Source organism: Chthonomonas sp. (assembly GCF_035294505.1).
Taxonomy (GTDB): domain Bacteria; phylum Armatimonadota; class Chthonomonadetes; order Chthonomonadales; family Chthonomonadaceae; genus Chthonomonas.
Window position 1 is genome coordinate 67,407 of the sequence record NZ_DATGKU010000094.1, and the last position, 18,130, is coordinate 85,536.

Sequence of the window (18,130 nt, forward strand, 5' to 3'; positions counted from 1 at the left end):
GCACGAGAAAGGCCCATAGATATGTCAATAGCCTTTCGCTTCATAAGCAAATTACAGTATACCCCACAGGTTGCCCATAGTTTAGTGGGTTCACTGGGAACGGCAGAACCTCGGCTTGAAGCAGGCCATTCCGAATTCTTACGAAGTTTGTTATAATTGTAGGAACTCCTTTTCTACTCCTGCCGTCTCAAAAGAAGATTTAGGTAGTGGTTATATGACGCATCAAGACGAAGTGGTTTATGAAGACATCGCGCTTCATCCGCTCTATCGTCATCGCGAACAGGCCCTGCTCCACGCGCTTCTACAATCCATAGATTACGGTGTGTTGGTGAGCGGGCTTGACCGACAAGATATCGTGGCGAATAGACGCCTCGGTGAGCTTTTCTCCATTCCACCTCGCCTGGTGGTGGAGAGCGACCCGGACACGGTGCGTGCCTGGGCGCGATCACGGGTACGTCATCCGGCGCAGTTCGAGGCGATGATTCAGCGAGCCTATGCCGACCCCTACTTTACCGGAGAAGATGAAGTGGAGTTGCGTGAGACCCCACCACGTTTCCTCCGGCGGTTTACGGCACCGGTGCTGGATGCCCAGGGGAACCCTATTGCCCGCCTTTGGACGTTTCTAGATATTTCGGAGACGAAGCGATTGCAAGCGCAGGTGCGTCGCCGTCTACACAAAACCACGCAAATCCTTCAAGAGACGCGACGCCGCCTGCTCGAGGCCGAGAAACTGCGCGTGGTGGGAACCCTCTCGGCAAGCGTGGCGCACGACATCCGCAACATTCTCTCCACCATGCGAATGGAGATCGAACAGTTGCCCTCTGAAAACGCAACCGCGCTCATCGAGCAGTTCCATCGGTTTGAGGTGCTGGCCCAACGACTGCTCGCCATGACCCATGCCGATGGGTGCTACCGGGAACAGGTCTCGCTCAACGATCGCATTCGGCATGTCGCGCCGCTTCTCACCGCTCAGGCCGATTCCTGCAACGTAAACCTCTGCTATGATCTACAGGAGGGCTTGCCGGCCGTTCTTGGTGACCCAGTTCAGATAGATAGGCTGCTTATCAACCTGTGTTTGAACGCCTTTCAGGCCATGGCCGCAGCCGGGGGCACCCTCACGCTGCGAACCTATAGCAAAGGCCAGAAGGTCTATTTGGAGGTTCGGGATACGGGGCCGGGCATCGCACCGGAGATAAAAAAGCAGATTTTTATGCCTTTCTTTACCACGCGCTCTGGAGGAACAGGGCTTGGGTTGTACAACTGCAAACGCATCGTATGTGAACATAACGGGCGCATCACGGTGCGCAGTCGGCCGGGCAAGGGAGCCTGCTTTATCGTGATGCTGCCGGCTATTGAGGGCGAAAATGGCTAGAATCTTGGTGGTTGATGACGATACGTTTTTGCTGCGTTCCCTCGAAAAGCTTATGCTTACCGAGGGGTTCTTCTGCCAGTGCGCTTCAAGCGCTAGAGAGGCGCTGCGCATTCTGGAAGGCGAGCCGTTCGACCTCGTTGTGCTCGACGTGGGGCTGCCGGATATAGATGGTTTTGCGTTATGCCGTCGCATTCGCCTGAAGCATCGTATGCCGGTGCTCTTCCTCTCGGCACGTGGAGAGAGCGCCGACCGTGTGGTGGGGCTGGAGGTCGGGGCCGATGACTACATCGTTAAACCTTTCACCCCACGCGAGTTCGTGGCCCGAGTGCGTGCCCAACTGCGTCGCGCAAACGAGTATAGCCGCCCGGTGGAAGCGCGAAACGAGATTCGCATTGGCGACCTCGTGGTGGATTTCGATCGGCACGACGCCTTTATCTCAGGAAAGCGTGCTCAGCTCACCGAGCGAGAGTTTGAGCTACTAGCCCTTTTGGCGCGTAATGTGGATAAGGTGCTCTCTTCGGAATGGATTTTTGAGAACGTTTGGGGGTTCCAAAGCGAAACAGGCCCCAAAACGTTGGCCGTTTATGTGCGTCGTCTGCGCTGCAAAATCGAGGCCGACCCCGATCACCCCAAATACCTGCTCACGGTACGTGGGTTCGGCTATCAGTTGGTGTTTCCATCCTAATATCCATAGATGCCCCTTTGGGTGCTCTAGTCAATTAGCTCCTCAATCGCTTTAACTGCGTGTAGGCCTCGTTGTTCTCTTGCATTTTCTGCGTGGTTGCCTCTCTGTTGGACGGGCTATGGAGGGCACCCTGCCTGTATGGCAGCTAGATTCACTTGACATCGGAAAGAAAGATGAAGTATTCTACATATCGAAAAATCTCGATACGATAAGAACCGAAATGAACGATCTCCTGCTTTTTGCTAAGGCGATTTCAGACCCCATTCGGCTTCGCATCCTCTATGCGTTACGAGAGGGGGAACTATGCGTTTGCGAGCTGGCCGATGCGTTAGAGCTGCGCCAATCTACGCTCTCCACGCACTTGCAGATCATCCGTCAGGCCGGGCTTGTGCAGACACGGCGCGAGGGAAAGTGGGTTTACTACGCGTTGGAACCAGAAGCGCGTCCACTGCTCGATGAGCTGTTTTCTGCCTTTCGCAACTCTTTGGAAGCGGATAGGCGTCTAAAGCGAGATGCCGAACGCATTCAGCAGCGGCTTGCCATGCGCGAGTGCGGCTGCTGCGTGTTGGGGTTTTATCAACTGAATAGGAAAGGAGGTGAAGAGAGGTGAAATCGATCGGAGCCGTTGTAACCATAAACGCTCTGCTTGCGATGCTTGTGCCCTTCGCGGTGGCTCAACCGCGCGAGACACACAAGATGGAGGTGCGCCCTAGGAAGGCACCGCAGGTTCAGGCGACAAAAGCGGTAAGACAGACAGGCTCTCATTGTCCACCAACCTGTCCGCCGTGCTGCCCACCGTGCCCGGAGTGTCCCTAGGTAGCCAGCAATGGGGCGAGTAAGCCGGTCTTGCTCGCCCCCTATCTCTTCCATTCGTCCTCACGGATAGCAGTGCAGAAACCAGAGAGCTAGGTGCTCAAGGTAGCCTTAGTGGCTGCTGAAGAGGGTGGGGCTGCAGAAACGGCCAACTTCGCGGTTTTAGAGCAAGTTGGCAGAATGAGCCTATCTTGTTCGCCCCCTATCCCCTCCTTTCGTCCGCGCGGACAGCGACGCAGCGGCCAGAGAAAGAGACGATTAAGAGAATGATTCAGGCCGCTGAGGTGTTCACCGCTAGGTTCCCTCCCCCTGTAGGGGGAGGGTGGGGTTGGGCTTGCAGAGCCGGTGATGCACCTGTCATTTCGAGCCGAAGGCGAGAAATCTTGCATTGCCATTCCCACAAGTTCTGAGGGGGTAAGGATGGGGCTGTGGCGACTGCCAATTCTGCAGTTCTAGAGGCAGTTTAAAAACAAACCTACTTTGTTCGCCCCCTATCCCCTCCTTTCCTCCTATTAGGGAGAAAGGGGGCGGTTGTGTTGAGTTCGCAAAGGAAAGGTTATCATGAGAGACTGCCTGTAGGGGTAGGCCTTGTGCTTAGCCTACCCTTTCTATAGCCTACTCCCTGTACGTAAAACAGGCCGCAAAGGCGCCATCCGCTAGGACGCTCACCCAACGATGTCCCTAGGGGCGTTCTTGAGGCGCAATGGGATTTTTTCGTGGGCTTTGACGGTATATTGATATATCGTACCTACCAAGGGCTGCGTTGCCTTTAAGTTTTCTCGATTCAATAGCAACTCTATTTCATGCAGGTTCGCTCGTGATGTCGGAGGGCCTATCTCTGGGACGACTTGGTTGCCTCCTATGGCACCGGTCGGCGAAGATGAGACCTCCTCGTGTTCTCGCTCGAGTGGCATCCGCTCGGCAAGAAGGTTGTATTGTAGGAGGTAGACGAACACCGTGAAACACTGGATCATCGAGACCCACGCCGGGCAGAGTGTTCTGATCCACTACTGCCGCTATGCAGAAAACGGTATCGGTAAAGAGGTGCTGCGTCAAGATATCGGCGGTGGCTATGTGCGCTGCGATCTGTGCGGAGAAAAGTTCCTTCCCCCCACCCAACCGCATCATCCCCGCCTTATTTTGAAACTGCAGCCTCTCTTGGAAGACTCGGTTGCCGAAGAGGAGGTTGCCCCATTCTAAGCCTTCAAACCCCTTTTACGATGTGCGGATAATTGTTGCGACGTGCGCGTGTGTTCTCTCGAAAAAGAGCGACTCTCTTGGAGAGAAAGAAAGGGGTTTTTGTGCCAAAATGGAGCGGTTCGCTCATAACACCTTAACACCGTTGAGAAGGAGATATTTATGGAGACAACCACGCCCGTCGTGGTAAATAGCTCAAGCTGGAATCAGTTTATCAAGTTTTGCATTGTGGGCGCCTCAAGCACCGTAATAGATGCCGGTCTCTTCAATCTGCTACATCTGGCTTTTGGCCTCCATCCCTACTTTGCCCGCACCCTCTCGTTCTCTGTGGCCGTCATCAACGGCTTTATATGGAACAGCCTATGGACTTTTCGTGGCCTTGGCAGCGGCTCGCGTCACGCGCAGTTCGTAAAGTTTGCCGCCATCAATGTCGTGGGACTTTTCCTTAATCTGCTTATTATGAGCGTCGTCTACTACCTGCTGAGCGGCCATCTGCCTCGCGCTCATGAGCATGCCCCATTGCGAATTAACATCGCGCTTGGAGCCGCCATCGTGGTGGTGGCCTTTTGGAACTTCGGCGCCAATAAATACTGGACGTTTCGAGGCGTGCGTCAATAGTCTACCGGACGCAGATAGTAGTCATTGATGGAGGTTGAGGAGATCATGGCCGTAGTCGGCAGGTGCCGTTTCCAGTGAGTAGAGTCCAGCCGTCCTTTCACCAACTTCACCTCCTCCTCGGTAAACCCCATTTCCAGCAGGCGTGCGGGCGGATAGCCGCGCAGCAGGAAATAGAGAATGCGGTCGGCTTTCTGATAGGAGATGCCAAAATCGCCCTCGTCTGTCTGCCCCACGATGAGGTCGGCCGAAGCCGGCTTATTCACGATGACTTCCGGCACACCCACGTAACGCGCAAGTTGCCAAACTTGAGTTTTGTAGAGGTCGCCCAGCGGGTTGATAGGAGGAGAATCGTCGGCATGCCAGGTGAAGTAACCCAACAGGCGCTCGCTTTTATTGCCGGTTCCCACCGGCAGGGTTCCCAATTTCTGGCTTTGGTCGAAGAGCACGATCATTCGCATGCGCGCCATCACATTGCCTCGACGCCGTGGGTCGGCATCGGGAGCATATTTTAAATAGCCATCCACCGCATCGGTAATAGGGATGGTCTCCATGCAGATGCCGGTTACTTCGGCCACGAGCGCAGCATGATCGAGACTCTCCTGAGAAGAGGTTTTGTAGGGCATGCGGATGCCGAGCACGTTTTTAGGGCCAAGCGCCTTTGCCAATAAGAAGGCCACCAACGACGAGTCGACCCCACCCGAAATTCCCACAACCGCCTGGTGAAACCCGCGGCGCCGGACGATCTCATCTTGGAGAAAGGCGACCAGCCAATCGGCCAACAGCGGTGCGTTGATCTGCAGAATATCCTCCGTCTCTGCTGTCAGAGGCTTGGCACAGATAATAGGTAATCGTTGACGTTCCTGCTGCATAGGCATCTACTCCCTGTGCACCCGTTGTGCGGCAACATCTAACTCCGCAACCACATCACCAAGATTGGCTTCGAGGTCGGCCAAAAGAGGGGATGTGGCCCGGGCAATGGCGACATCTTCTCTATCTATGGTAGCCGTCACGATGCACTCCTCTCGGTCGGAGCCGATAACTAAACTCTGCCCCCAAGGGTCTACCACCTGTGAGGAGCCGGTAAACCCTTTTCCTCCCTCAAACCCCACCAGGCCCGCATAGACCACCCAAATGCCGTGTTCGGAGGCGATGGCGGGTAGGAGAATGTTGTAGTGGGCGATATTGCCCACGTTCTTGCCGGTGAACTCTCGCCCGGGTGAGGCGCTGGGGATATAGAGAATCTGCGCTCCCTTGAGTGCTACAATGGTTGAGGAGACCGAATGCCAAATATCTTCACATATGAGTATGGCGGCACGCCCAAAACGGGTATCGAAGGCGCGAAAGGTGCGGCCACGAGAGACAAAGCGCTTTTCATCGAAGACCCCGTAAGTGGGCAGAAAGAACTTTCGGTGCACGTGCTTCAATCCCGGCTCAACGGCCGAAGAGGGCGCTGCCAAGGTGGCATAGAGGGCGCTGTTGTAGTAGCGGCCGTCCCATAGCTCATAGAAGCCCAGCACAATATCGAGGCACGCTTCCGAGCGATGAACCCGTTCGCGATAGAGCCGTAGCAGATCGGCGTACACGGTTTCGGCGGGGCGTGCCACCTCCCGCACGCCTCCCTCTAAAAAGTAGCCGGAGAGCACCGTTTCCGGCAGAACAAGCACATCGGTGTGTGGCAGCTCCTCCTCCAACTGCGAGAAGAGGTCGGCCACCCGCTGCAAGTTCGTTTCGTAGTGCCCTTTGGTGGGTTTGATCTGTGCTATCGCCAAATGTATCTTGGTCACCGCGTGATGCCCCTCACTCATTTTACCTTGTGTTTTCGTTGCCGGTTCCTTCTAGAATACAGCGGCAGAAGCATGGCTCTGCGGCACTCGATTAGCAGGAGGGGGCAAGGGGATGAGGCCGTCAAACGAAGCGATGCGTTAATGAATAAGATATCCTCGTCTTAAATAGGGCGAGTTGCGCCTTATGGGGATGGGCTGCATGGGTAGGCACGCGGATCGGAAGTGAAGTGGTTTCGGGAGAAAACAGAAATCATTACATGGAAAAAGGGCGGTGGCACCGGCGTTTCGGCGTCAAGGCCGACGGTGCTGCGCACTGCGCCTCTCTCAAGGCTGCCACACTTCCCCTCAAGGCCGACGCAGGGGCCCCCAGAAAATCTTGCGATTTTCTGGGGCAGGGTGCCCTCCCTCTTAGTGAGGATTGAAACGAGGAAAGGGGCTAGAGACGAAAAAATGCGTGGCTCTTGCACGAGGTTTGAGGGGCGAGGTGGAAGCAGGTATCTTTCGGTCTCCGGTCATAGACCTTAAGATCGTTCGTCCCTCAATTTCGAGCAAGTGTGTGCAAGAGCCACGCCACGCGAGCCTTAGGCTAAGTTCCCTTCTTCTCGCAAAATGGGAGCGAATGTTCCCATCTTCCGAGCCGTTAGGAGTTAGGAGTCGTGCTGTCCAGAGTCACCGTCGGCGTTTCGGTGAGGTAGAAGTTGGCGGTGGTGTTGAACTGATAGGGCGTTGGGTCGAAGCCACTTCCGCTGGCAGGCGGCGTTACAAACGGACCGAGCGCCTTCACCACATCGTTAATAGTTTGAAACTTAGGGCCGGTGGTAGAAAAGGTGCGTTCAAAGGCGATGTTGTTCGCTGCATGCCCACTGGCCCCCACGACCGATTCAGGGGTTCCACTAAGCCCTGTAACGGTGGTAAGCCCTAGATCGGCTGCGATAACACGTCCGAGGGTGCGGTGCTCGCTCTCCACTCCAAGAATCTGGCCTGCCAAAACCTTTAGGGCGCTGGTGGAGAGGTCGCGAATGCCGATAAGGTAGGCTGCAATGAAGGCATCCTCAAGAGTGATCAGGGTATTAACAACCGTCTGCGCGTTCTGCTGGCCGTTAGCGGTTGTGAACATGCCGGTGGGGAAATAGAAAGTGAGCGCGAGCGGCTGTGCACCGGCCCCTACAAGAACCTGATAGTGGAGGGCCTCCTGCTCACGGCCGGCCACGAGATAGGCCTGGTCGTTCGCATTTCCATTGAGACCGTTGGTGTAGACGGCCGATTTGATGATGTTGTCGTACATTACGGTAGCCAGCGCTTCGGCCGTGGCCGCAGCGTTGATGATGGTAGCATCCTGATTAGTTGAAGAAGAGCTGCTTCCTCCACACCCCGAAAGCAAAAGGCCCGCCGTGGCACCCAAACCAAGTGTTCCTACTCCCGCCATAAAACGGCGTCGAGAAACAGCTTTTTGAAGCTCGTTCATAAAACAGTATTTCCTCCCTTAATCTGTTCAGAATATGGTTCGCGCCATGCTCTGAGCTTGTGCAGGAATGGGTTAACCGTACCGATTTTTTCCTGCTACTACCATCTTAACCTATGAAGATTAAAGGGAGGTTTCCAGAAGGTTTCACGAAGTTTACAATTTTGGGCTTTAGCCCGCGAGAAAGCCATTCGGTTTAACCGAGGTGGCTCATGCGTTGCTTAGAAGCTGCGCGGCTTTAGCCGCTGCAGAGCGTCACAATTTTGACCTAACCCAACCGGAAAGGGTTTGGAGGTTGTTTTCGGGCTTTATTTGCATCCGGCAGAGCCGAGGCCGGGCTGCAAAGGCACCGGCGTTTCGCTCGGCTTCCTTGAAGAAGGAGAAATATTCATCCCTTTGGTCGCCGTCCTTGCCCTAAAAGCCCATACATGAGGTATCCTTTCATATGCTAGGTATCATATAAAAGGAGACGTTCACGATGCTCGCCCTAAAAGTAACTCCCAACGAAAAGCAAACTGGCCAGCTCACCCTAGAGCATCTGCAGGCCGCGCGAGAGGCTATTCTAACAGAGGGTTTTGTTGTCCTCGAAGATGTGGTAGATAAAGCCCATCTGGCCATTCTAAGAGAGAAGATGCTGGAGGATTTGCGATGGCTGCAGGCCCGACAGGACGCGCCCTACAACTGGAATCGGGGAAATATTCAACAAGACCCGCCGCCGTTCCCACCCTACCTTTTTCGGGATATTTTGGTAAACGATCTCGTTATCGCCGTGACGAGGGCGGTGCTCGGCCCGAAGCCGCGTAATGTGTTCTACAGCGGCAACACGGCCTTGCCAAGCCCGTACCGTCAGCCAGTGCATCTTGACATGCCTCAACTCTACAAGGAGGACGGCAGCGTATCGGCCCCCTATGCGCTGGTCATTAACGTGCCGGTCGTCACCATGAACCCCGAAAACGGCAGCACGGAGATATGGCCGGGAACGCATGTTTACGCGGAGGTAGATAACAACTGGCCTAACTTAGAGGTTCCGGAGGCGGTTCTTGCACGCCAAAGAGAGAGCACCCCACCCCTGCAACCCACGGTAGAAGAGGGATCCGTGTTGATTCGAGACATACGCTTATGGCATGCGGGAATGCCGAACCGAACGCACACACCACGCCCGATGATCGCCATGATCCATGCCGCCTCATGGTATCACTCTATTGGCAGCAATCTACGTTTTCCAAAGGGCACAGAGGCCTTTTTCGCGCATCCAGAGCTGGTCACCGAAGCCGCCTTCGTTGAGGAGCCTATAGACTACCTCAATCAGCCTCATGGTTTTGCCTATCAGCCCGATGCGGAATAGACGGCACGGCTCACCTCCTACCCCCAATTCCCTGCAATAGGCTTTTCTAGGTATGATCTCGTAACATTTTCAGAGAGGCGGATAAGTTGCTGTGGAGTTTATGAAAGCGGCGGTTTTGGAAGACATCGGCCGTCTTGAAGTCCGCGAGGTGCCCATACCGGAAGTTTCCGACGATTCGGCACTGATGCGCGTGGAGGCGGTTAGTATCTGCGGCTCGGATGTGCGCATTCTTCACCATGGAAACCCGCGTGTTAAGCCGCCGACCATCATCGGCCACGAGACGGCGGGAGTGATCGTGAAGGTTGGGCGCAACGTAAAACGGGTGAAGGAAGGCGACCGTGTGGCGCTCGGGGCCGATGTTCCCTGTGGGCAGTGCCGTTGGTGCAAAACGGGGTTGGGTAACAACTGCTCCATCAACTATGCCGTTGGCTACCAAATTCCGGGCGCCTTTGCAGAGTATATGCTGCTTCCGAAACTGCTTCTGGAGGAGGGGCCGGTAACACCCTTCTCTGAGCGCCTCTCGTTTGAAGAGGCAGCGCTTGCCGAGCCACTTGCCTGTGCCATAAACGGCTTAGAGCTGGTGAACATGGGGCCGGGGAAAAGTGTGGTCATCATCGGGCTAGGGCCTATCGGCTGCATGATGATCGATCTCGCACGCCATTTTGGCGCCTCAAAGGTCATCGGGGTTCAGCGCAGTCGGGCTCGGCTGGAGATGGCGAAGTTCTACCAGGCCGATGTTTATATTGCTGCGGCGGAGGAGGATGTCATCGCTCGTTGCCGAGAGGAGACGGAGGGGGAAGGCCCCGACGTTGTTATTACCACCAGCGGTTCGGTAGAGGCGCACGAACAGGCTGTAGAAATGGTAGCGCATCGGGGCTATGTAAATCTGTTTGGGGGTCTGCCCAAAAGCGCCCGTCCGATGCAGCTCTACTCGAACACCATTCACTACAAGGAGTGTTTTCTCACCGGATCGCACGGCAGTGTGCCACGCCAGCATGAGAAGGCCGTGCGGTTACTAGAGGAGGGAGTGGTGCGCGTGAAACCGCTCATTACGCATCGCTTCCCCCTAACGCAGATACACGAGGCCTTTGCAGTGATGGAGAGCCGCCAGGGCATGAAGGTTACGCTCTATCCGCACGGTCTACCCAAGGCGGATTGAGGTGTCGTCCGACACCAACAACACGGGGCGACACCAGGCGCCCGAAGCTCCTTTAAGGTGAACGGGTAGCGCCATGAACAGCTGGGGGCTGGGTAAGTTGCAGACCTCCGGTGGCAAGCGCAGCTCCTCCACAATCCAGATGCCGGCCCCCAAAAGGATGGCGTGTACGGCCTTATCGTTTTCCGCGTCCCAACCCCCGATGCCCCAATGGTCAATGCCTAAGCCACGCACCTTTTGTGCCACCAGCCATTCCGCCGTGGAGGGCACGATTTTAGGCGATTCGTAGAGCCATCGCTGGCTGCGTTCGCGAATATCGCCCCAACCGGTGGCGAGCAATACAATGCTATCGGGCAGCAAGGGATGGGGCAGAGCGGCGACCAATTTTGCCTCGGTGATCGGCTCTTTGGGCTGCAGAGGGCGCAGATCGGCGATATAGGCAGGGCCTACAAACCGCTCGAGGGGGATGGAGTCAATAGAGGCGCCGTCGGCAAGGCGATGGAGAGGGGCATCTATGTGGCTGCCGGTGTGGGCTGCGAAAGTGAATAGCTCGAGCTGCCAGTCATCTTGGGGGTGTTGAAGCTTCATTTCAAAGCGAATGGGTGGATGCGCCGGGCAGTTGGGCCCTCCATCGGAAATGGGCTGCGAGAGGTCTATAATCTTCACGGTGTTTCTCCTGAAGAGGTGCTGGTCGGTTGGTTCAGTGGGGCCACTTCGTCCACATAGATGCTCCCATTATGTCCTACTCGATACACGATGCGAGCCGGCCGATTCAATTGTAGTCTGTCGAAAGCGATGACCTTGCCGGCCTGATAGAGATGGCCGTGAAAGCGTACCACCACCAGAGGCGGCTGCGGGGTGCCCAAAAGCGAGCTGCCGGCGGGCACCAGGGTAACCACGACGGCAGTACCGATGCGCGGGCGAACGCCTCGCAGGTTTTGGCGGGTGAAACCGCGCAATAGGGGGTCGGCAAACAGGAAAGAGAGCAGAGTGATGCTACCGACTATCAGGATCACAGCACGCACGATGCGCTGCTGTTTAGATAGCGGCGATTTCTGAAATTTCCTTGTTGAAAGAACCTCTCTTTTCCTTTCCAGCATCATCTACACTATTCTACCTGCTAACCTTATCTACGAATCATTCTCTCCATACTCTCTAACCCAAATGCCGTGTGGTGGCAGACCATACTTTCGGTCTTCATCGCAAACATCGAATTGACATCCCTTTATATCTATCAATCGGTTTCGGTCTCCCACAAAAGGGAGGCAACATCTACCCATGAAGCTAAAATCTGCGTCCGCTAGCATTCGTTCAATGGCATTTGCGTCTGATAATGGATTTTGGAGCGGGGCAGTCTTTCCTATACCGATAGAGTATTATAAGTTGTACAGAGCCTACACCACCGCCCAGATGGCATAAGATACGGTCTTATGAAAATTCCACACCCTATACCTTATCAAGGCAGTAAGCGCCAGATCGCAAAATATATTCTAGCCTACTTCCCTCAGAGCACACACTCTCTGATAGAACCTTTTGCAGGTTCTGCAGCCATCTCTATTGCGGCAGCTTGTTATGCGAAAGCTTCCAAATTCCACTTGAACGACAGCAATACGGCTCTGATGGCACTTTGGAAGGAGATAATCTACAATCCACACCACATTGCAGAACGTTATGAACAGCTTTGGAAAGAGCAACAAAGCGATCCCAGAGCCTATTATGATGAGGTTCGAGAAAAGTTCAACCGCACACAGCAACCACACTACTTGCTCTATTTGTTGGCTCGTTGTGTGAAAGCCTCTGTTCGTTACAACCCACGAGGTGAGTTTAACCAAAGTCCAGATAATCGAAGGCTAGGCCGTAATCCTCAGCGTATGGCCGACGATATCCTCGCGGTTTCCAAACTATTTTATGGCAGGGTCGAATTGACGAGTTGCGACTATACGGAAGTGTTAGCCAAAACAACACAAGAGGACTTAGTGTACATGGATCCACCTTATCAAGGTGTTTGTGACAATGGAGAACCACGCTACTTTAGTGGGATCGATAGAACCGCTTTTGTGCACGCTTTAGAAGAACTAAATCGAAGAGAGATACCCTACATCCTCAGTTTCGACGGACGTACCGGCGACAAAAAGTATGGGAAGGCCCTTCCCATCGAGTTAGACTTGTGCCAGATTGAGATTAGAGCCGGCCGTTCGAGCCAAGCGACACTGTTAGGCCGAAATGAGATCACTTTTGAATCGGTCTATCTGTCTAAAGCTTTGGTGGAGCGTTTAGGCATGGAACGGCGAAAACCTGTTTCCCAACTGATTGGAGAACCGGTGCCTCAGCTCCGGATTCTAGAATGGTAGCCTTATGACATCAGAGAAACCGGAAGAGAGACTTCGTCAATTGTTACCGTTACTGGGGAACAAAAGAGCCAGAATCGTTATTGAGCATATTCTGCAACAGGGTTACATTTCAACAGAGGAGTTGCAAAAGAACTACGGTTATAATCATCCGCCTCGAGCGGCCCGAGACGTTAGAGAGTTAGGGATACCGTTGGAAACGTTTCGGGTTAGGTCTAGCGAGGGGCGTATCATCGCGGCTTATAGGTTCGGTGACTTAAGTACCTTGCATTTCGGACGGCTACTGGGAAGAAGGAACGTTCCACGTTCATTAAAAGCAGAGTTATATCGCGCTGCTCAGGGAAAATGCGGGATATGCAACGGTGAATTCGAACTAAGGCACCTCCAAGTGGATCATAGAGTGCCCTACGAGGTGGTTCGAGAAAGCGAAATTTTGACGTGGAATGCAGAGGACTATATGCTGCTGTGTGGAGCTTGTAACCGTGCAAAATCTTGGTGTTGTGAGCACTGTCACAACAGATTGAAAGATAAACAACCTCATCTTTGCCAAAGCTGCTATTGGGCTAGCCCAGGAAGTTATACACACATCGCGCTCCGCGAAATTCGACGTGCGGATATTGTGTGGGAAGGCGAGGAAATTCCCTTCTATGATAAACTGAAACGTGCAGCCGACACGTCAGGCCGCACGGTACCGGCCTACATAAAGCAACTGATCGCGAAACTGTTAGATGAAGCGTAATTTTGGCTTTTCTAGAGTGTGGTTCCTGTTAGGATGTCTGTTGTTCGCTCTCTTGAGGACGGGTGCGGCGGCTGCGCCACCACCTTTTCTTCATGTCGAGAACAACGCTCTCTACCTTGGAGACCTCCCGTTTCGCAATATCGGAGTTACCATCCCCGACCTCTTTGATCGCTTTTTGAGCGGCCACGAGGCCTCGGCAGAAAAGGCTCTGGCCGATGCTGAAACGGTGGGGGCACGCTTTGTGCGGTGTGCTGCCATCCCTTCCAGCCAAACTTTGTTCTCTCGATATCGTTCCGATCCCAAAGGCTATTTCGCTGCTTTCGATGCCATGCAGGCCGCCCTTCAAAAACATCATCTGTTGCTGGTACCCTCGTTGCTATGGGATGGGCAGACCTTAGTACGGGCGGCTCAAGAGCCAAACGAGGGCCTGCGCGCGCTTTTTACTACAGGCACACCGGCCTACCAATTGGCAAAGGCCTACATCACGGCGATGGTGTTGCGCTATGCCAACGACCCTTACATCCTCTTTTGGGAGATCGGAAGCGACCTCGACAGAGAGGCCGATGTGCACTCCCCAAACGACCCAGTCGCCTACAGCTCCGACCTGCTGAGCGCCTTTTTAGGGCAGATGGCTCAACAAATTCATAGGTTAGATAAGCGCCATCTGGTCTGTTCCGGAAACGGAATGCCGCGCCCCGACGCCTGGAACCTTTACGAATCGCGCCGGCAAGGCTTCACTCAACCAGCAGGCCCTCCGCAGCCACTCGACACATTGCCTCAGTTTCGCGAGATGATGGCACTGCGCAACCCAGCCGGTATTGACATCCTTAGCGTGCACCTTGCGCCCCCCGGCGAGGCCACGCCTCTCTGGTTAACCCGTGATGACACGCAGGCGCTTACTCTACCGTGGGTGCAGCGCATCGCCCTCGACCTGCACAGGCCGCTGTTTGTAGGTGCCTTTGGCCAAGCGGTTCAGAACAAAGGCGTGGAACTGAACGCTCCTTGGATGCTTAACCTAATGCAGAGGTTGCAAATAACGGATGCGCCGCTCGCCGCCGTGCAAAATTGGGAGTCGGACCCGCCTACAGACTTTACCCTTTCGTGGCAAGCCACGCCAAAGCTTGCTGTGGCCTTGAAAACCGCTAACGCTTTTATCGCCGACACAGTAATACGTCATGTGTTGGTGGCTCTGCCGCCACAGTTGTTTGCCACCGAGACCGCCGTGGCGAACGACCGTCTGCACACGCTTGCCACCCAGCTACAAACGCTTTCGCTCCCTTTGCTAGAGGCGATGCGCCTACCGCCCAACGGCAAGGAGGGCACGCTCATCAATCGCACCGGCACGAGCCTGCTTCTCCCTTATGACCAAAGCCCTCGTTTTCGCGTGGCCGATCTCGCGCTGTTAGCTCAAACCGGCTTTCTCTCATCAAAAGAGCTAGAGGGGTGGATTCGGCTGCTGGCAAGGCTGCAAAACGGCAGCGAGCCGCTTCACTTCCCCGGAGGACTCACGGTTCCCGCCTACAGCATACCGGACTGGATCGCCCCCGATGGAACGGCATGTTGGTTTCCCGATGCGAAGGGGGGTAACGATCAGGGCACGGGGGCCTTTGGGCACTTACCGCCGGCAGATGGCGCCTTTTGGTTTTTGTTGTTGGTGCAAGCAGATATAACCCAACATGGCGACCCAAGCCTCTTACGGGCGCGTTTTCGCACGACGCAGGGCACCCTGCCCTTATGGCAGGTCTGTGAGAACGCCTTTAACTCCATACAGGCCGATAGCGCGACAGGCCTTGTTCCTGTGGGGGAGACGTCGCAAGGCTCGCGTGCGGACTGGGTCTTCGCCGACCGGGTGCATAAGGCCGGTTTTTGCCTCATGCCATCGCTCTTGCGGCTGCAAGCTGCCCAGATTCTGGCAACCCTCTTCAGCGCCATTGCCGATGCGGTGCGTGCAAGGGACTACCAAAGTCTTGCAGATCGCATTCGGGCCTCGCTCGTCTCCACCTTCTACGTTCCCTTGGGCCAGGTGAACGGTCAAGATGTGGGACTTTTGCTTTCGGCCACCAAACAGGGGCGACGCGAGGACATTTGGGCTTCCGCTTACGCGCTCGTGTTGCAGGCTCTACCTAGTGACATCGGAAACGCTGTTTCGCGCCATCTCGACCAACTCTATAAGGCAGGTGGCCTTACTTTGCAGGGCTATGTGCGGGCGTTACCGCCGTCCGGCAGTTACGGAGGCTATTGGGAAGCCTCCACTGAGGCGCCAGATACAGGGGAAAACGGTGGGTACTGGGGATTTCCGGTAGGCTGGTTGGCCGTTGCAATAGCCCAAACCGATCGACCGGCGGCCATACAGCTTCTGCAGCAGTATGCCGATTCACTCCAAAAGGAGCTTTCGGCCGGTGCGCCTTGGGAGTGGTGCAATGAAAAGACCGTCTTTGGGGCGCATTGCCTACTCTCTGCCGCCTACCCGTCGGAGAGTGTGCTGGAGGCCTTAACGGGTTTTCTGGGCGAGTAAACCCCTGTGTGCTGGCGCAAATTTGCCCCCTTAACATCCCTGTATCGCACCATGAATGAGAATGACCGTTGGCGGATGTAGAGGGTAAAGGGTATTTCGTGCGAATGAGAACAACTCTTGCTGAGGTTGTTCTGAATATGTGTTTCTAGCCGGAAGCAGCAGCACGGCGAAGCCGATCCCAAATGGCCAGCCATTCCTGCGTTTGAGGAGGGGCGTCCACCACGATCCGGGTCACCTCGGCCGCCTCCAGCTCCCGCAAGGCGGCATAGAGCCGACGGGCGTAAGCCTCTGCCGAAGCGGGCATCTCCAGCACCAAGCCGTTTCTCGAGTCTAGCTCTCGCGGTTGCAACGTTAGCCATCCCACCCGCTCTCCTTGTGCCACCAACTCCTGCACCCGTAGGGCCGTGTCCTCACCGATCTCTAGGGGGACCTTGGGCGCATAGTGTCGGCTTAGCATGCCGGGCGATGGAAGAGGGGCATTCTGCTGTTTCTCCTCACGAGCCGCCTTTAGCGGGGGCAGTCGAACCGGCCCGATAACCTGCTCAATCGCTGCCGGAGTTATCAGCCCCAGCCGCAGGATGCGAGGTGGGGCTTCTGCCAAACTGAGCACCGTGGATTCTAGCCCCCCTGGTGTAGGCCCTCCATCGAGGATAAGGGCGATTTGCCCCTTAAGGTCATCCCACACATGCTGGGCAGTTGTAGGGGAGACATGGTTGGAGCGGTTGGCGCTGGGGGCGGCGATGGGAACTTCGGCGGCCTCCAACAGCGCCCGCGCCACCGGATGCGACGGAGCCCGCAGCCCTACGGTAGTTCCGCCACCGGTTACCTCATCGGGAACGGCCTCGCTTTTAGGAAGAACCAGGGTGAGTGGCCCCGGCCAAAATCGCTCGGCAAGCCGTTGCGCTTGCAATGGCCACGTGGTAACAAGCGGGCGTGCCGACTCCGCATCGAGCACATGCACGATCAGCGGGTTGGTAGCCGGGCGGCCTTTGGCGGTAAAAATAGCGGCCACGGCTTGCGGGTTCAGCGCATTAGCCCCCAAGCCGTAGACCGTTTCGGTGGGAAACGCTACCAGTTCTCCGGAGCGAATGCGGGCTGCTGCCTCCCTAATCGCCTCCGGCGTGGCGGGAAGGAGTTTGGTATCCATCATATGCCTTTGGCGATCATCTGTTCGTCGGCGAGGCGTAACGATAGAGGGGCGTCGGAAGGAGGCAGAGCGTCAATGGCTTCCGCCATATCGGCAATAAGGTGGTTCAATCGCTCAATGGCCTTGAGGTCGGATACCTCGCCGGCTCGGCGCCATTCGATCTCCTGCAAACGGACGTAGATTTCTACGTCGTGGTACCGGCTTAGCTCGCGGCGCGCCTCCTTCGTCAGCACAAGAGGCAGGGCATCCGGTTGATTGCACACCACGAAGAAGCGGCGCTCGAAATCTGGGTCGTTCAACTCAATGCCGGCACCAGAGTCCCCGGAAAACCGCGCGGTTTTCTGGGGCAAGCTGCCCTTTCCCTCCTCCGTAAAGGAGCGCTCTTTGCGCGTCTGCATCTCTTCCAAAAGACTTTTGCGACGCACGCCTAAGACGAAGCTGGCGGGGTTGCCTATAGGCAGAGCGCCGCGAGTGTGGTAGTAGGGCGTTTCGTCTTCGTGGCTGACCGCCGTCTCTAAGAGGAAGGGACGGCCGCGGAAGGTTGCCGCAATACAGGCGGGAGAGAAGCGGTTGCGCATACGGATTTCCCCGTGAAGGCTTTGGGCGTATCGGCGCCAAGCCGCCCCAACGCTCCAACGCCGCCATAGCCACAAAAGAACCATCACGAGCAGAAAAAGAGGTAACAATACCTCGAACGGCGGGTCATGCGGCGCCGCCGCCGGATCGGTCTCGCGTCCTGGCGGTCTTTTCAGGGTTATAGTTGATTGATGTTGTTGGGGCATGGCGCCACCTCTTCTCGGAGACGATCAAAGCTCCGTTTTGCTGATAGGGCGACCCTCCGAGTCGATCTCGTAAACGATGGGCACGCCGTTAGGAATATTGAGGTCAATGACCTGCTCTTCACTTAGATTATCGAGTTTCATCACGATGGCACGCAGACTATTCCCGT

18 protein-coding genes are annotated in these 18,130 nt (G+C 55.6%); 11 read left to right on the forward strand and 7 right to left on the reverse strand.

What is annotated here, in order from left to right:
• Nucleotides 1-214: 214 nt before the first annotated feature.
• The 6 genes from VKV18_RS05645 to VKV18_RS05670 all read left to right on the forward strand — a co-directional run bounded on the left by VKV18_RS05645 (nt 215) and on the right by VKV18_RS05670 (nt 4,685).
• On the forward strand, nt 215-1,372 hold the full coding sequence (locus VKV18_RS05645) for a two-component system sensor histidine kinase NtrB (protein ID WP_324203250.1): 1,158 nt from the start codon (nt 215-217) through the stop codon (nt 1,370-1,372).
• Nucleotides 1,365-2,057, forward strand: coding sequence for a response regulator transcription factor (locus tag VKV18_RS05650; protein ID WP_324203251.1), 693 nt, complete (start codon nt 1,365-1,367; stop codon nt 2,055-2,057). The genes VKV18_RS05645 and VKV18_RS05650 overlap by 8 nt, the downstream gene beginning before the upstream one ends.
• A 220-nt stretch (nt 2,058-2,277) precedes the next feature.
• A complete protein-coding gene (locus VKV18_RS05655; RefSeq protein ID WP_324203252.1) occupies nt 2,278-2,667 on the forward strand; it encodes a metalloregulator ArsR/SmtB family transcription factor in 390 nt (129 codons plus the stop codon).
• Nucleotides 2,664-2,873, forward strand: coding sequence for a hypothetical protein (locus VKV18_RS05660; RefSeq protein WP_324203253.1), 210 nt, complete (start codon nt 2,664-2,666; stop codon nt 2,871-2,873). The genes VKV18_RS05655 and VKV18_RS05660 overlap by 4 nt, the downstream gene beginning before the upstream one ends.
• Nucleotides 2,874-3,827: 954 nt before the next feature.
• The gene (locus VKV18_RS05665) at nt 3,828-4,070 is read left to right on the forward strand and encodes a hypothetical protein (protein WP_324203254.1); all 243 of its coding nucleotides are present in this window, start codon (nt 3,828-3,830) and stop codon (nt 4,068-4,070) included.
• A 159-nt stretch (nt 4,071-4,229) separates the two neighbouring features.
• Entirely contained in the window at nt 4,230-4,685 is a 456-nt protein-coding gene (locus VKV18_RS05670; RefSeq protein WP_324203255.1) for a GtrA family protein, read from the forward strand.
• Here VKV18_RS05670 and VKV18_RS05675 read toward each other — a convergent pair.
• The 3 genes from VKV18_RS05675 to VKV18_RS05685 form a co-directional block, all read right to left on the reverse strand.
• On the reverse strand, nt 4,679-5,554 hold the full coding sequence (locus VKV18_RS05675) for an NAD+ synthase (RefSeq protein ID WP_324203256.1): 876 nt from the start codon (nt 5,552-5,554) through the stop codon (nt 4,679-4,681). The genes VKV18_RS05670 and VKV18_RS05675 overlap by 7 nt on opposite strands.
• A gap of 6 nt (nt 5,555-5,560) precedes the next feature.
• Nucleotides 5,561-6,469 (reverse strand): nitrilase-related carbon-nitrogen hydrolase, encoded by a 909-nt coding sequence (locus tag VKV18_RS05680; RefSeq protein WP_324203257.1) that lies wholly within the window; start codon nt 6,467-6,469, stop codon nt 5,561-5,563.
• Between the two features lie 640 nt (nt 6,470-7,109).
• Entirely contained in the window at nt 7,110-7,934 is an 825-nt protein-coding gene (locus VKV18_RS05685; protein ID WP_324203258.1) for a ferritin-like domain-containing protein, read from the reverse strand.
• A 475-nt stretch (nt 7,935-8,409) separates the two neighbouring features.
• Between VKV18_RS05685 and VKV18_RS05690 the strand changes: the two genes are divergently transcribed.
• Entirely contained in the window at nt 8,410-9,276 is an 867-nt protein-coding gene (locus VKV18_RS05690) for a phytanoyl-CoA dioxygenase family protein (RefSeq protein WP_324203259.1), read from the forward strand.
• 100 nt (nt 9,277-9,376) lie between these two features.
• Complete coding sequence (locus VKV18_RS05695) at nt 9,377-10,435, forward strand: alcohol dehydrogenase catalytic domain-containing protein (protein WP_324203260.1); 1,059 nt, start codon at nt 9,377-9,379, stop codon at nt 10,433-10,435.
• Here the strand turns inward: VKV18_RS05695 and VKV18_RS05700 are convergent.
• Together VKV18_RS05700 and VKV18_RS05705 are read right to left on the reverse strand one after the other, a co-directional pair.
• Nucleotides 10,418-11,098 (reverse strand): cyclase family protein, encoded by a 681-nt coding sequence (locus VKV18_RS05700; protein ID WP_324203261.1) that lies wholly within the window; start codon nt 11,096-11,098, stop codon nt 10,418-10,420. The genes VKV18_RS05695 and VKV18_RS05700 overlap by 18 nt on opposite strands.
• A complete protein-coding gene (locus tag VKV18_RS05705; protein ID WP_324203262.1) occupies nt 11,095-11,457 on the reverse strand; it encodes a hypothetical protein in 363 nt (120 codons plus the stop codon). The genes VKV18_RS05700 and VKV18_RS05705 overlap by 4 nt, the downstream gene beginning before the upstream one ends.
• A gap of 405 nt (nt 11,458-11,862) precedes the next feature.
• Here VKV18_RS05705 and VKV18_RS05710 point away from each other — a divergent pair, with 405 nt between their 5' ends.
• The 3 genes from VKV18_RS05710 to VKV18_RS05720 are packed head-to-tail and all read left to right on the forward strand — an operon-like array spanning nt 11,863 to nt 16,034.
• A complete protein-coding gene (locus VKV18_RS05710) occupies nt 11,863-12,783 on the forward strand; it encodes a Dam family site-specific DNA-(adenine-N6)-methyltransferase (RefSeq protein ID WP_324203263.1) in 921 nt (306 codons plus the stop codon).
• 4 nt (nt 12,784-12,787) lie between these two features.
• Complete coding sequence (locus VKV18_RS05715) at nt 12,788-13,519, forward strand: HNH endonuclease signature motif containing protein (protein WP_324203264.1); 732 nt, start codon at nt 12,788-12,790, stop codon at nt 13,517-13,519.
• Nucleotides 13,509-16,034 carry a hypothetical protein gene (locus VKV18_RS05720; RefSeq protein ID WP_324203265.1) on the forward strand — a complete coding sequence of 842 codons (2,526 nt, stop codon included), beginning with the start codon at nt 13,509-13,511 and terminating at the stop codon, nt 16,032-16,034. Before VKV18_RS05715 ends, VKV18_RS05720 begins: the two co-directional genes overlap by 11 nt.
• Nucleotides 16,035-16,179: 145 nt before the next feature.
• Here the strand turns inward: VKV18_RS05720 and VKV18_RS05725 are convergent, their stop codons facing one another.
• Together VKV18_RS05725 and VKV18_RS05730 are read right to left on the reverse strand one after the other, a co-directional pair.
• Nucleotides 16,180-17,184 (reverse strand): L-threonylcarbamoyladenylate synthase, encoded by a 1,005-nt coding sequence (locus VKV18_RS05725; RefSeq protein WP_324203266.1) that lies wholly within the window; start codon nt 17,182-17,184, stop codon nt 16,180-16,182.
• Complete coding sequence (locus VKV18_RS05730) at nt 17,181-17,963, reverse strand: hypothetical protein (RefSeq protein WP_324203267.1); 783 nt, start codon at nt 17,961-17,963, stop codon at nt 17,181-17,183. The genes VKV18_RS05725 and VKV18_RS05730 overlap by 4 nt, the downstream gene beginning before the upstream one ends.
• Nucleotides 17,964-18,130 lie beyond the last annotated feature (167 nt).